Raw genomic sequence first — 12,771 nt, 5'->3', positions numbered from 1 at the left:
GTTGCGGGTTTCCTGAGGCGAAACCTTACTCTTCTACATAAAATTTTTGGGTGAATTTGAGTTTACCACTGCCTTTGATGCCAGCATCGACATCAATATCAAAACTCAAGGTCTCTTCGTTGGTGATTGGGAACTCGCTGAGGTAATAGATAGCGTCTCCCTCTTTCACTTGGCGAAAGGTTAACTGGCGCGTTTGCCCTAGGAGGTTTTTCGCTTGCCCGCTGAGTTTCACTGTTGTCGCAGGCTTACCCGGTTCACTGGTATCTAACACGCTGATATTAAGAATGGAGGAGTAGCCGTTACGCTTAAGTTGATAGCTGCGTGCAATGTTTGGTGTTAAAAAGCTGGAATTAAATGCGGAGTAGTGCACTTCTACCTGCTTTAGTTGCTTGAACTGAGCTGCCGACGCTGAAAAGCAGAAAAAGGCAGCCACAAGAAATCCAAATCGACTCAGTTTCATCATTCGTGCTCGTTAAAATGAAAAGCCATCACAAGATGGCTTTTATGTCTGCGGGGATGTGGCTGGGAGCGTGAACGCGAACTTGTTTATGGCGTCCAAGCTCGCCTTTTTCTATCTCTATTAGCCCTTTCGCCACTTTAAACTGTTTGGCTAAAAATTTGCTCAAATGAGCGTTAGCTTTACCGTCTACAGGTGGTGCAGTGATGGCAATTTTTAATTCTTCGCCATGCAAGCCGACGATTTTATCACGGCTTGCTTTGGGCTGAATATACAGGCGAAGAATGACATCTTCGCCGTCTTGCCATACCGCTGAAGACATTATAGCTGGTACCACAGTGGGCCAATGAGATCGCCCATTAGGAAGTTGGCAAATTGGAGCAAAATAAACAGAACCAGCACGCTGAAATCAAAGCCACCCATCGCAGGAATAAAGCGGCGAATCGGTGCAAGCATTGGCTCCGTTAGCTGGTGGAATACGTATTCAATTGGGCTGCGACCTTGGCTAACCCAGCTCAAGATTGCGCGGATCAACAATACCCAGAACAGCAAACCGCCCGCAGCTTTCAGTAAAGACAGACCCCCTAAGATCAAAAATGAAGAGTCAAAGGAGACCGAGCCTCGGGATTGAAGCAAAATCAGCGCAACGTATTTGAGTACACACAGTACATAGGCAAATAGGACGGTCGCGAGATCAATGCTACCAATTGATGGAATGAAGCGACGCAATGGGCCAACAATCGGCTGCGTTGCTTTCACGACAAACTGAGAGAATGGGTTATAGAAATCTGCGCGAGCCGCTTGTAACCAGATGCGTAAAATCACCACCATGATATACAAATCAAACAGCGTAGATATCAAAAAACTCATTGAATTCATAGATGACCCTTAGTTAAGTGCAGAGCAAAATTCTGCGTAATTAAAATAGTTTTTCCATCTCTTCAGCGCGAGTAACCGCAGCTTGCATGGCGCTCGCTACAATATCGGAAAGATGATGTTGATTAAAGGTGCGCAGTGCTTCAGCGGTTGTGCCGCCTTTTGAGGTCACTTGCTCGCGCAGTGTTGATAGCTCGGTGTCGGGGTTAGCAACGACCATTTCCGCCGCTCCAAGTGCGGCTTGCTGGACGAGGTTACGCGCAGTCTGAGCATCAAAGCCTTGAGCAATGGCTTCTTTTTGCATGGCTTCCATGAATAGGAAGAAGTACGCCGGAGCGCTGCCTGCTGCGGCAATGACATTATTGATGCCTGACTCTTGTTCCACCCAACAGATCTCACCCACTAAAGACATCAGATCTCCAGCAAATTGGCGATCAGTGCTGGTTACCGTATTTGGCGCGTAAAGGCCGCTCATCCCTTTGCCAATCAGCGATGGCGTGTTAGGCATGACGCGAACGAGAGTCAGCTTCGTTGCAAACATCTCATCAAAGCGCGCCGCATTAATGCCTGCCGCAATCGAAATAACCAGTTTGTCGCTGTAATCCACCGATTGAAGGCCTTCAGCGACAGTTGCCATCATTTGTGGTTTAACCGCTAAGACAATCACTTCGGCTTGTGTAGCGGCTGCGAGGTTATCATCCGTGGTGTTAATGGCATATTGGTTGGCAAGAGAATCACGTGTTGTTTGGCTTGGCGCTGTTGCGGTAATCAACTCTGCAGGGTAGCCGTTTGCGATCATTCCGGAGATGATTGAGCGCGCCATATTTCCCGCGCCGATAAAAGTGATTTTCTTGTGTTCCATAACGGTTTCTTCCTGACAGTGTGTGAGATGAGTCTGAATGTTGTATTACGCTTTGCTTGAGTAGTCACGAGCACCGAAAATAGCGGTACCAATTCGTACCATCGTACTCCCTGCTTCAATCGCTGCGTCCATATCGCCAGACATTCCCATCGATAGAGTATCGATATGAGCGTACTGCTCACCAAGTTGGGTTTGTAACGCAGCCAATTGTTTGAATGTCTCTAGCTGTTGTTGATGGTTATCTACGTTCGCGGGAATCGACATCAACCCTCTTAACGTGAGGCTGGGAAGTGATGAAATCAACTGGGCGAGGTCAAATATTTGTTGTGGCTCAACGCCGGACTTAGACGCTTCATCACTGATGTTCACTTGAATTAATACCTGCAGTGGCGGTAGGTGTTGTGGGCGTTGGTCGTTCAAACGCTGGGCGATTTTTTCACGGTCGATGGTATGTACCCAATCAAAGTGTTCGGCGACAAGGCGCGTTTTATTGGATTGGATAGGTCCGATGAAGTGCCACTCTAAGTCCAATTCAGGGTGGTTGGTCTGAAAGTATTGGACCTTATCGACGCCTTCTTGAACGTAGTTTTCTCCAAAGCGTGTTTGTCCAGCCTTGGCGGCATCAAGGATAGCTTGATTAGGTTTGGTTTTACTCACTGCCAGAAGTTGCACGGAGTCTCGAGCTCGTCCACACTTTTGTTGTACGTCGGCAATTTGTGAGGTGATATGTTCAATATTTTGTTGAATACTACTCATGGCTAACTTTACTAAGGAAAATAAATGGATATCGCTGAGTTATTGGATTTTAGTGTAAAGCATAATGCGTCAGATCTACATCTTTCTGCAGGTGTTTCTCCAATGGTACGTATAGATGGTGAAGTTAGGAAGCTTGGCGTACCAGCTTTGAGTCATGAAGAAGTGCATCGTTTAGTTTTTGAGATCATGAGCGATGCCCAGCGTAGTGAATTTGAAGCGCATCTTGAAGTCGATTTTTCCTGTGAGTTGCCAGCGATTGGACGCTTTCGAGTCAATGCGTTTAATCAGGCGCGTGGCTGCTCAGCGGTATTTCGAACCATTCCGACAGAGATTCCAAGCCTAGAACAGCTTGAAGCTCCGGAAATATTTACCAAAATCGCCAATTTTGAAAAAGGGTTAGTGTTGGTCACTGGGCCTACCGGGTCGGGCAAATCAACGACATTAGCGGCGATGGTGGATTACATTAATCGTCACCACAATAAACACATTCTCACCATTGAAGACCCTATCGAGTTTGTACATAGTAATCATAAGTGCTTGATTAACCAGCGTGAAGTGCACCGCGATACTCACAGTTTCAAAAATGCGCTACGTAGCGCGCTACGAGAAGATCCTGACGTGATTTTAGTCGGAGAGTTGCGTGACCAAGAGACCATCAGTTTGGCTTTAACGGCGGCGGAAACCGGGCATTTAGTTTTTGGTACCTTACATACCAGTTCGGCAGCCAAGACCATTGACCGTATCATTGACGTGTTTCCAGCGGGAGATAAATCGATGGTGCGCTCGATGCTTTCAGAATCTCTGCGTACGGTCATTGCTCAGAAGTTGTTGAAGCGAGTGGGGGGCGGACGCGTTGCTTGTCATGAGATCATGATGGCCAATCCGGCGATTCGTAACTTGATCCGCGAAGATAAAGTGGCGCAAATGGTCTCTGTCATTCAAACCGGTGCTGCGGCAGGGATGCAAACCATGGAGCAACACAGTAAGCAACTCTTAGCGCAAGGCATTGTTGCTCCAGAAGAAGTGGCACAAAAAATTGAAACTGATGGCTCAGCGAATTCACTGTTCTAGGAAAGCGCAATGGACATTAAACACTGTTTACAGGTTATGAGCGAATACAAGGCCTCCGATTTATACATCACGGTCGGCGCCCCAATTCACTATCGAGTCGACGGGCAGCTACAGCCCAAAGGCGCTGAGCTTAATCGAGATGACGTCAATCATTTACTGGCGCAAGCCATGGGTGAGGCTCGCTTTGATGAATACCTAGCTCAGCATGAAGCGAACTTTGCTTTAGTGACTGATGTCGGTCGTTTTCGTGTTAGTGGTTTTTTCCAGCGTGAATTGCCTGGTGCTGTGATTCGCCGGATTGAAACTGAGATTCCAAGTTTTGAACAGCTCAAACTTCCTGAAGCACTCAAGGCATTAGCCGTTGCCAAACGTGGATTGGTGCTGGTGGTCGGAGCTACAGGCTCAGGAAAATCGACCACCATGGCGGCGATGACAGGGTATCGCAATCAGCATAGTCATGGGCATATTCTCACTGTCGAGGACCCCATCGAGTTTGTGCATCCGCATCAAGGCTGTATCGTCACTCAGCGTGAAGTGGGATTGGATACTGAAAGCTATGAAGTGGCGCTAAAGAACTCCTTGCGCCAAGCGCCTGACATGATTTTGATCGGTGAGATTCGCAACCGAGAAACCATGGAATATGCGCTGAATTTTGCAGAAACGGGCCATCTGTGTTTGGCGACCTTACATGCCAATAATGCGAACCAAGCGTTAGAGCGTATCTTGCATTTAATGCCAAAAGGTCAGCGTGAACAGTTTTTGTTTGATCTGTCACTTAACTTGAAAGGGGTGATTGGTCAGCAATTGGTTCGTGATAAGCAAGGTAGCGGGCGCCATGGCGTGTATGAAGTATTGCTTAACTCACCTCGCGTCAGCGACCTGATTCGTCAGGGGGAGTTGCATGAACTGAAGACCACAATGGCGAAATCACGTGAGGCTGGCATGCAGACGTTTGATCAGGCGCTGTATCAATTATTAGTCGAGGATAAAATTAACCTTGAAGAAGCGCTACACAGTGCCGACTCAGCTAATGATTTACGGCTAATGCTCAAAACGCACAAAATGGATACAAATCTGCGAGGTGGAGCGCTTGACGGGGTCACGATTGATATGGATTAACCAATAAAAAAGCTTGGCAACGCCAAGCTTTTTTATCACTGAGCAATCAGTTATCGGTTGGTTATTCATCGCCCCATTGCGCTTCAAACCAGCTTTCTAAAATAACCACCGCAGATTGGCAGTCAATGTTGCCTTTGCTTAAGGCTTTATAACCACCGTGAGCAAAGAGTTCGGCTCTGGCTTCGGCGGTAGAGAGACGTTCATCATGCAGTTCAACGGGTAAGCCAAATCGGCCGTGCAAACGGTTGGCAAATTTTTTCGCTCGTGGGGTAATGGTTTCGAGCGCCTTACCATGTAAATCAGTGGGTAAACCGACCACGAGTAACTGCGGTTGCCACTCTTTGAGGATTTTTTCAATGTCATCCCAATTAGGAATGCCGTCGTTTGCTTTAAACGCACGGAGCGGTGAGGCCGTGCCTATAATTTCTTGGCCTATTGCACTGCCAATACTCTTGGTGCCAAAGTCAAAGGCAATGATGGTTCTTGATGTCATCGGTTTTCTGCTGTTCTAACAATGAAGGTCATGCCTAAGCATGACCTGATTCACTTGAGAGCTGAGTGGCGTTAATGCCGAGCATTTCAACGGCGCGATCCCAGCGTTCATTAATCGGCGTATCAAAAATAACATTTGGATCGGCTTCAATGGTCAACCATGAGTTCTCCGCCAGTTCAGTTTCTAATTGCCCAGCTTCCCAACCTGAATAACCGAGAGCAACCAAATAGTTACTCGGCTCAGCTTCGGTGCCGAGAACCGACAGAATATCACGTGAGGTGGTGACGTAAATTTGGTCGGTCATTTGTACACTCGACTCATAACGATCTTTGGGTTTATGTAAGATAAAACCGCGATCTTCTGAAACGGGCCCGCCATTGAGTACGGGTTTATCCAAACTCGCTGTATTGAGCTGAGGATGAACAGGATCAATCTCAACTTGTTTGAGCATTTTTCCGACGGTAATATCGACCGGAGCATTGATCATTAACCCCATTGCACCTTCTTCATTGTGTTCACACACATAGATGACTCGGTGCTGAAAGTAAGGATCTTTCATGCCCGGCATTGCAACTAAGAAATGATTGGTTAGATTCATAGCAACTCCAATCCAAAAAGTGGCATCCAATAGGATTATTGATGCCATGTTATCGTTAGTTAGCCCTGATTAACGCGGCGTTCGATGGCATCCATCAGCTTGCCAGTGATAGAGATATCATACGCCGCTTCGATTTCTCGAATACAGGTTGGGCTAGTGACATTAATCTCAGTGAGCTTATCGCCGATGACGTCTAATCCAACGAAAATCAGACCTTTTTCTTTAAGTGTAGGCGCTACAGCGTTCGCTATCTGTTTATCTGTCTCACTTAATGGGCGCGCTTCTCCACGACCACCGGCAGCAAGGTTACCGCGTGTTTCACCTTTGGCTGGAATTCGCGCTAAGCAGTATGGCATTGGTTCACCGTCAACGACCAGAATACGCTTGTCACCATTGCTAATATCTGGAACAAAGGTCTGTGCCATCGCGTAGTTTTGACCATGATTGGTCAAGGTTTCAATGATCACTGACACATTCGGATCATTCTCTTTGACGCGAAAGATAGACGCGCCGCCCATTCCGTCTAAAGGTTTAAGGATCACGTCCCCATGTTGTTCGCGAAATTCTTTAAATTTCTCTGCCTTACGTGTCACCATCGTGGTTGGTGTGAGCTCAGGGAACCAAGCGGTAAACAGCTTTTCGTTACAGTCACGCAGGCTTTGCGGTTTGTTGACGATCAATGTGCCTTTTTCTTCTGCACGTTCGAGAATGTAAGTTGCGTAGATAAACTCGGTATCAAAAGGCGGATCCTTACGCATTAATACGGCATCAAGCTCAGAAAGCTCAATCGATTGTTCAGATTTAAACTGATACCAGCCGTTTGGATCCTCTTTTAGCTCTACGATTTTGGTGTCAGCCATTGCAACACCTTGATCTAAATGTAGATCATTCATTTCCATGTAGTGAATTTCATAGCCACGACGCTGTGCTTCAAGCAGCATGGCAAAACTAGAATCTTTTTTGATATTGATGTCCGAGATCGGGTCCATCACTATGCCGAGTTTAATCATTGAGCTTCTCCGGTTTAACCAAGGTCACCAAAGCGAACTTGGAGGGCAGTAATTGCGGTAAGAGCCGCGGTTTCGGTGCGTAGTACGCGAGGTCCAAGCAGCGTCTCTTCAAATTGGTATTGGTGTGTCATGTCTATTTCTTGTGCCGAAAGCCCACCTTCGGGACCAATTAATAGGCGCACTTTTGTTACAGGCGCTGGTAGCGTATTGATTGAGTAGGTTGCTCGTGGATGCAAATTGAGCTTCAAGCCGTCGTACTCTTCTTCACACCATTGCTCAAGTTGCATGATGGGACGAATTTCAGGCACTCGGTTACGACCACTTTGTTCACAAGCGGCAATGGCTATTTTTTGCCATTGAATCAGTTTCTTCTCAAACCGCTTTGGATCGAGTTTAACACCGCAACGTTCTGAAATCAGTGGAGTAATCGTGTTTACCCCTAACTCAACCGACTTTTGGATGGTGAATTCCATCTTGTCACCACGGGAAATGACTTGGCCTAAATGTAAATCAAGGGGAGACTCGACATCACGTTCGACCCGCTCTTGAGGTTTTACCAGCACATTCTTTTTGCTGACCTCTTCAATCACAGCTGGGAATTCAGCGCCACTACCATCAAATAACAACACTTCTTGCCTAGGTTTCATTCGCAGTACACGGCCTACGTGGCCAGCTGCATCTTCACTTAAAGGCAGAGTGTCTAGATGATGAATGATTTCAGGGTGATAAATTCGAGGGATGCGCATGGTTATTTGAATTTTCCTACAAATAGTTAATGACTAACATGGATGCTTTATATCGAAAAAACAAGGGCAAACCACCAAAGCCATGGGGATTTGCCCTTGTGCAATGGGGTCTAAGTTTAGTGCTTTTGGCAGGCTTTGACGACAAACGGGTTATGATTCCCTTGAACTTCGGCGATCCGCCTGTCACGTTCACACTCCCATCCATCTGCGGGATAGGTGTTATTCCATGCGTTCATCAGGTTTGTTTGCTGTTTTGAAAGGCGAAACCCGTATTTTTGGCTCATATACAGATAGGTTCTGGCAATCGAGCCACGCGCGCGATCCGGTGGCATGACTTTACGTTGTTTGAAGTTGACTTGCATGTCACAGCGACCGTAGGTCACACCATCAACGCCATTCCACTGGCTAAAATTATAGTTGGAACGATCGCCATTCACTTCTCCAATCGCTGGCGTTAGGTTATGGAGATCCGCTTCCATCAAGCGAAATGTTTGATCATGACGCGTGCAGTTTTTACGTCCTCCTTGTTGCCAACATTGACGCTGATGACCAAATTGCCAAGCTGGAACAACGTGCTCCCACTCAATTCGGCTTGCGCGTTTGGGCTGTTTTCTTACTTGATAGCCACAGTTAATCAGCTCTGGCTTGCCTTTTTTACCTTGCCACTCGATATCACAGCCACAATAGAAACTTACCGGATGGGTTTGATAGATTTTAACGGCTTGACGTTTGGCACTTGAGAATGAGGTTGGGTGTCCTGCCCAAACAGAAAAGGCCATCATTGCGATAACGCAAGCAGACCCGAGACGAACAATCGACATGATTTAAAAGTATTAGAAAAGTATGACAATGTGCATTCTATCATGCATTTTTAGAGTGAAATATTGTCATTGCTTTTCAAAACTTTGAAGCAGGCTGGCATTAAGTCAGTTGTTTACCCGTAAACGACAAAGTTTGTTGGCATTGCTGGCAACGGTATTGAGCTTGACCTTTGAGTATTTTGTTATGACGACGAATGGTTAAGGCATGTTGACGACAGCCACATTGATATTCAAACGTTTTGCCTTGTACTGACGTAACTGAAAATTGATGGGTGGTGTTGGCCGAAACGCCAAAGACTTGCTCCATGACCATCTGCCATTCTTTACCGTGTGGGCGTACGCGACCAAATAACTGCCAAGTGAGTAAATGTGCGGTTTCATGAGGTACTACTTCGTCGATAAACGCCTGCGGATTTTCAGCAAACAACGTTGGGTTGAGGCGAATTTCGTTGAGCTGAAGTAGTGCTTTACCTGCGCTTCTTCCTCTCAATTTGTAGTTCAGTTTAGGTAAGGAAAAGTCACGTTTAAAGTATTCACTCGCTTGGGTAATACAGTGTTGCATGCGCGCGACAGCGCGATAGTGAAGCTCAAAGTTATCCATCAAATCTCTCAAATAGAAAAAAACTCGGCGCGAAGCCGAGTAATACATCATACCAGTTGGAGATAGATGTTAGGAGTCATCATGGAGTATGTTTTTTCTTTATTGTTTCTTGGTAGGCGTGCCAAGTTCCGTAACCGAGTAGCGGCATTGTCACTAACATTCCTATGCCGTAAGTTGCAAAGCCGATCAATAATCCGCCAGCGATCAGTGCTGCCCAAACGATCATTGCCGGGATATTGGATTTAACTGCGTTGAAGCTGGTGAATACGGCGGTCATCATGTCGACTCGGCGTTCCATCATAAGAGGGATAGAAAAAGCGGAGATACTAAAGACAATGGCAGCCAGCACTAGACCGACTAAACTACCAATCACTAAAAATGGTAGAAATTCGGTGAGCGGCGCGCCTTGTACCGAAGGGTAGAGTGCGTGAAGCAGCGCAGCAATGCGCATCCAAAAAATCATCGCGACGGCGAGCAGAACCGCAAACGCCCATTGGGAGGTTGAATTGCGTCCAATAGCTCGCATTGAGTGCATTAGCTTGGCTGAGTGGCCTTTTTCTCGCTCCCAGCTCGCATCGTACAAGCCTAGCGCTAAAAATGGCCCAATCAACATATAAACAACCAAACTGGGCATCACCACTAAGTGAGTGCCTTGCCATTGGATAAGTAGCACAATACCGATGGCTGCTCCCATAAAACACAGGCCATAAAAAGCACTAATCAGTGGCATTCGAATTAAGTCATTGAGGGCAAGGCTAAGCCAGTGAAAGGGCGCGCTAACAGCCAGTGTATTGCAGGGGATGGTACGAGCGTATTCGGAGTCGGGCACCGGTTTGCTCGGCATATTTGATGGGTTAACAGTACGAGGCATAACTCCTCCTGAAACGAACAAAATGGAGAGTCAACGAAAGTTGGTATACAAACCAAGCGTAGACTCGCCAAGGTTGGCTAACGAAAGCACGGATTTAACGTTTATTTAACTATTGTCCGAGATCCCTAAAAATACAATGTGCATCAAGAGAAATTTCCTTTCTTCAACAAAAAAGCCTCGGCTTAAACCGAGGCTTTAAAATGTAACTGATTAAATCTACTTATTTAATTCCAGCGAAGTCACGTAGGATAGCGGCTTTATCCGTTTTCTCCCAAGGGAACTCTTCACGACCAAAGTGGCCGTATGCTGCTGTCTTCTTGTAAATAGGTTGTAACAAGTTAAGCATTTCTTGTAGGCCGTATGGGCGTAGGTCAAAGTGTTGACGAACCGCTTCAACGATGATGTCAGAAGCGACTTTTTCAGTTCCGAACGTTTCCACCATGATAGATGTTGGCTCTGCAACACCAATCGCGTATGAGAGTTGGATTTCACAGCGATCCGCAAGACCTGCCGCAACGATGTTTTTCGCTACGTAACGTGCTGCGTAAGCGGCACTACGGTCAACTTTGGATGGATCTTTACCTGAGAACGCGCCGCCACCATGACGAGCAGCGCCGCCGTAGGTATCAACGATGATTTTACGACCCGTCAAACCACAGTCACCCATTGGACCACCGATAACAAAACGACCCGTTGGGTTGATAAAGAATTTTGTCTCTTTATTTAGCCACTCTGATGGCAGCACTGGCTTGATGATCTCTTCCATGACCGCTTCGCGTAGGTCTGGCGTTGAGATTGAATCAGCGTGTTGGGTAGATAGTACGACTGCATCAATACCGACAATCTTACCTTGGTCGTATTGGAACGTAACCTGAGATTTCGCATCAGGACGAAGCCAAGGCAGTGTACCGTTTTTACGTACTTCTGCTTGCTTTTGAACAAGGCGGTGTGAGTACGTGATTGGCGCAGGCATCAGCACGTCGGTTTCATTACATGCATAACCAAACATGATGCCTTGGTCGCCCGCACCTTGTTCTTTAGGATCGGTTTTGTCAACGCCTTGGTTGATGTCAGGTGACTGCTTACCAATAGTGTTGAGTACGGCACAAGAGTCCGCATCAAAGCCCATGTCTGAATGAACATAACCGATTTCACGTACGGTTTTACGAGTTAACTCTTCGATGTCAACCCAAGCCGAGGTGGTGATTTCACCGCCGACCATTACCATGCCGGTTTTCACGTATGTTTCACATGCTACACGTGCTTTTGGATCTTGTTCGAGAATGGCATCAAGAACAGCATCAGAAATTTGGTCTGCGATTTTATCTGGATGACCTTCTGAAACAGACTCAGAAGTAAACAGGTGCTTAGCCATGAGAGCTCCACTATTGATTAAGTTGACGATACTCGTCGTTCGACCAATATCGCAATAGACAAAATTGTAGGCGTTTCTACATCTAGACGTCTATTCTAATTTTAAATACTCGAATTACAAGTTATTTTTTTGAACGAGAATAGTTAATCGATTGCATTTAAACCTGATGAAATACCGTTACATCTTAAATTAGCCTAGTTCAATAGCGTGATTTTGGTGATAAATCCTCGCCAAAAGGTTTGCACGCATATAGGGGCTTTGCGACAATGCTGGCAGTTTTTTCTTACTGTTTTTAAAGACACTCAGGAGCAGACATGTCTTCCAGCAATTCTCTTTCACGTCGTGAGTTAGCGAACGCGATTCGTGCCCTCGCAATGGATGGCGTTCAAAAAGCAAATTCAGGTCACCCAGGTGCCCCGATGGGGATGGCGGATATCGCCGAAGTACTTTGGCGTTCACACCTAAACCACAACCCATCGAACCCAAACTGGGCAGACCGTGACCGCTTCGTGCTGTCTAACGGTCACGGCTCAATGCTGATCTACTCTCTGCTTCATCTTTCTGGCTACGACTTGCCAATCGAAGAACTAAAGAACTTCCGTCAGCTGCATTCAAAAACACCAGGTCACCCTGAATATGGTTATGCGCCGGGTATTGAAACGACCACCGGTCCACTTGGCCAAGGTATTAGCAATGCGGTTGGTATGGCACTGGCTGAAAAAGCATTAGCCGCGCAGTTTAACAAAGAAGGTCACGATATCGTTGACCACTATACTTACGCGTTCCTTGGTGATGGCTGTTTGATGGAAGGCATTTCTCATGAAGCAAGCTCACTAGCAGGCACGCTTGGCCTTGGCAAATTAATTGCGTTCTGGGATGACAACGGCATTTCTATCGATGGCCACGTTGAAGGCTGGTTCTCTGACGATACTCCAAAACGTTTTGAATCGTACGGCTGGCATGTGATCCCTGCGGTTGATGGCCACGATCCTGAAGCGATTAATGCCGCCATTGAAGTCGCGAAAGCGGAAACGGCTCGCCCAACGCTGATTTGTACTAAAACCATTATCGGTTTTGGCTCACCAAACAAATCGGGCTCACATGACTGTCACGGC

The 12,771-nt window shown here is 46.7% G+C and carries 16 protein-coding genes; 3 read left to right on the top strand and 13 right to left on the bottom strand.

What is annotated here, in order from left to right:
• Window positions 1–25: 25 nt before the first annotated feature.
• The 5 genes from ACFFUV_RS21470 to ACFFUV_RS21450 are packed head-to-tail and all read right to left on the bottom strand — an operon-like array spanning window position 26 to window position 2,951.
• A complete protein-coding gene (locus ACFFUV_RS21470; RefSeq protein WP_390197483.1) occupies window positions 26–460 on the bottom strand; it encodes a DUF4426 domain-containing protein in 435 nt (144 codons plus the stop codon).
• Window positions 461–488: 28 nt separating this feature from the next.
• Window positions 489–779, bottom strand: a complete 291-nt coding sequence (gene yggU / locus ACFFUV_RS21465) for a DUF167 family protein YggU (protein ID WP_390197312.1) — start codon at window positions 777–779, stop codon at window positions 489–491.
• Complete coding sequence (locus tag ACFFUV_RS21460) at window positions 779–1,336, bottom strand: YggT family protein (protein ID WP_390197309.1); 558 nt, start codon at window positions 1,334–1,336, stop codon at window positions 779–781. Before ACFFUV_RS21460 ends, yggU begins: the two co-directional genes overlap by 1 nt.
• Before the next feature lie 40 nt (window positions 1,337–1,376).
• Window positions 1,377–2,195 (bottom strand): pyrroline-5-carboxylate reductase, encoded by an 819-nt coding sequence (proC, locus tag ACFFUV_RS21455; RefSeq protein ID WP_390197306.1) that lies wholly within the window; start codon window positions 2,193–2,195, stop codon window positions 1,377–1,379.
• A gap of 45 nt (window positions 2,196–2,240) precedes the next feature.
• Window positions 2,241–2,951 (bottom strand): YggS family pyridoxal phosphate-dependent enzyme, encoded by a 711-nt coding sequence (locus ACFFUV_RS21450; RefSeq protein WP_390197303.1) that lies wholly within the window; start codon window positions 2,949–2,951, stop codon window positions 2,241–2,243.
• Between the two features lie 24 nt (window positions 2,952–2,975).
• On the opposite strand from ACFFUV_RS21450, the gene ACFFUV_RS21445 reads away from it, so the two are divergent.
• Window positions 2,976–4,022, top strand: a complete 1,047-nt coding sequence (locus tag ACFFUV_RS21445; protein WP_390197300.1) for a type IV pilus twitching motility protein PilT — start codon at window positions 2,976–2,978, stop codon at window positions 4,020–4,022.
• 9 nt (window positions 4,023–4,031) lie between these two features.
• Window positions 4,032–5,141: a PilT/PilU family type 4a pilus ATPase gene (locus ACFFUV_RS21440; RefSeq protein ID WP_390197297.1), complete on the top strand. Its 1,110-nt coding sequence runs from the start codon at window positions 4,032–4,034 to the stop codon at window positions 5,139–5,141.
• Between the two features lie 61 nt (window positions 5,142–5,202).
• Here the strand turns inward: ACFFUV_RS21440 and ruvX are convergent, their stop codons facing one another.
• The 8 genes from ruvX to metK form a co-directional block, all read right to left on the bottom strand.
• Window positions 5,203–5,634: a Holliday junction resolvase RuvX gene (gene ruvX / locus ACFFUV_RS21435; RefSeq protein ID WP_390197294.1), complete on the bottom strand. Its 432-nt coding sequence runs from the start codon at window positions 5,632–5,634 to the stop codon at window positions 5,203–5,205.
• Between the two features lie 34 nt (window positions 5,635–5,668).
• Window positions 5,669–6,232 carry a YqgE/AlgH family protein gene (locus tag ACFFUV_RS21430; protein ID WP_390197291.1) on the bottom strand — a complete coding sequence of 188 codons (564 nt, stop codon included), beginning with the start codon at window positions 6,230–6,232 and terminating at the stop codon, window positions 5,669–5,671.
• A 59-nt stretch (window positions 6,233–6,291) separates the two neighbouring features.
• Window positions 6,292–7,242, bottom strand: a complete 951-nt coding sequence (gene gshB, locus ACFFUV_RS21425; RefSeq protein ID WP_390197289.1) for a glutathione synthase — start codon at window positions 7,240–7,242, stop codon at window positions 6,292–6,294.
• A gap of 14 nt (window positions 7,243–7,256) precedes the next feature.
• On the bottom strand, window positions 7,257–7,988 hold the full coding sequence (gene rsmE, locus ACFFUV_RS21420; protein ID WP_390197286.1) for a 16S rRNA (uracil(1498)-N(3))-methyltransferase: 732 nt from the start codon (window positions 7,986–7,988) through the stop codon (window positions 7,257–7,259).
• Between the two features lie 116 nt (window positions 7,989–8,104).
• Window positions 8,105–8,770: an endonuclease gene (locus ACFFUV_RS21415; RefSeq protein ID WP_390197480.1), complete on the bottom strand. Its 666-nt coding sequence runs from the start codon at window positions 8,768–8,770 to the stop codon at window positions 8,105–8,107.
• Between the two features lie 139 nt (window positions 8,771–8,909).
• Window positions 8,910–9,410, bottom strand: coding sequence for a SprT family zinc-dependent metalloprotease (locus ACFFUV_RS21410; RefSeq protein ID WP_390197284.1), 501 nt, complete (start codon window positions 9,408–9,410; stop codon window positions 8,910–8,912).
• A gap of 79 nt (window positions 9,411–9,489) precedes the next feature.
• On the bottom strand, window positions 9,490–10,281 hold the full coding sequence (locus ACFFUV_RS21405; RefSeq protein ID WP_390197281.1) for a DUF2189 domain-containing protein: 792 nt from the start codon (window positions 10,279–10,281) through the stop codon (window positions 9,490–9,492).
• A gap of 220 nt (window positions 10,282–10,501) precedes the next feature.
• Window positions 10,502–11,656: a methionine adenosyltransferase gene (gene metK, locus ACFFUV_RS21400; RefSeq protein ID WP_390197278.1), complete on the bottom strand. Its 1,155-nt coding sequence runs from the start codon at window positions 11,654–11,656 to the stop codon at window positions 10,502–10,504.
• A 314-nt stretch (window positions 11,657–11,970) separates the two neighbouring features.
• On the opposite strand from metK, the gene ACFFUV_RS21395 reads away from it, so the two are divergent.
• Window positions 11,971–12,771: thiamine pyrophosphate-binding protein (locus ACFFUV_RS21395; protein ID WP_390197275.1), on the top strand; the 801-nt coding region annotated here is incomplete at its 3' end.

Source organism: Vibrio olivae (genome assembly GCF_042428525.1).
Taxonomy (GTDB): Bacteria; Pseudomonadota; Gammaproteobacteria; order Enterobacterales; family Vibrionaceae; genus Vibrio; species Vibrio olivae.
The sequence above is the reverse complement of the archived record's forward strand: the minus strand, read 5'-3'. Positions and strand labels throughout refer to the sequence as shown.

What these genes read in the sequence shown, in the direction of transcription:
- ACFFUV_RS21440 (WP_390197297.1), top strand. Translation starts at nt 4,032, where the DNA reads ATGGACATTAAACACTGTTTACAGGTTATGAGCGAATACAAGGCCTCC.
- proC (WP_390197306.1), bottom strand. Translation starts at nt 2,195, where the DNA reads ATGGAACACAAGAAAATCACTTTTATCGGCGCGGGAAATATGGCGCGC.
- ACFFUV_RS21460 (WP_390197309.1), bottom strand. Translation starts at nt 1,336, where the DNA reads ATGAATTCAATGAGTTTTTTGATATCTACGCTGTTTGATTTGTATATC.
- ACFFUV_RS21410 (WP_390197284.1), bottom strand. Translation starts at nt 9,410, where the DNA reads ATGGATAACTTTGAGCTTCACTATCGCGCTGTCGCGCGCATGCAACAC.
- ACFFUV_RS21430 (WP_390197291.1), bottom strand. Translation starts at nt 6,232, where the DNA reads ATGAATCTAACCAATCATTTCTTAGTTGCAATGCCGGGCATGAAAGAT.
- ACFFUV_RS21470 (WP_390197483.1), bottom strand. Translation starts at nt 460, where the DNA reads ATGAAACTGAGTCGATTTGGATTTCTTGTGGCTGCCTTTTTCTGCTTT.
- ruvX (WP_390197294.1), bottom strand. Translation starts at nt 5,634, where the DNA reads ATGACATCAAGAACCATCATTGCCTTTGACTTTGGCACCAAGAGTATT.
- gshB (WP_390197289.1), bottom strand. Translation starts at nt 7,242, where the DNA reads ATGATTAAACTCGGCATAGTGATGGACCCGATCTCGGACATCAATATC.
- yggU (WP_390197312.1), bottom strand. Translation starts at nt 779, where the DNA reads ATGTCTTCAGCGGTATGGCAAGACGGCGAAGATGTCATTCTTCGCCTG.
- rsmE (WP_390197286.1), bottom strand. Translation starts at nt 7,988, where the DNA reads ATGCGCATCCCTCGAATTTATCACCCTGAAATCATTCATCATCTAGAC.
- ACFFUV_RS21450 (WP_390197303.1), bottom strand. Translation starts at nt 2,951, where the DNA reads ATGAGTAGTATTCAACAAAATATTGAACATATCACCTCACAAATTGCC.
- ACFFUV_RS21415 (WP_390197480.1), bottom strand. Translation starts at nt 8,770, where the DNA reads ATGATGGCCTTTTCTGTTTGGGCAGGACACCCAACCTCATTCTCAAGT.
- ACFFUV_RS21445 (WP_390197300.1), top strand. Translation starts at nt 2,976, where the DNA reads ATGGATATCGCTGAGTTATTGGATTTTAGTGTAAAGCATAATGCGTCA.
- ACFFUV_RS21405 (WP_390197281.1), bottom strand. Translation starts at nt 10,281, where the DNA reads ATGCCTCGTACTGTTAACCCATCAAATATGCCGAGCAAACCGGTGCCC.
- metK (WP_390197278.1), bottom strand. Translation starts at nt 11,656, where the DNA reads ATGGCTAAGCACCTGTTTACTTCTGAGTCTGTTTCAGAAGGTCATCCA.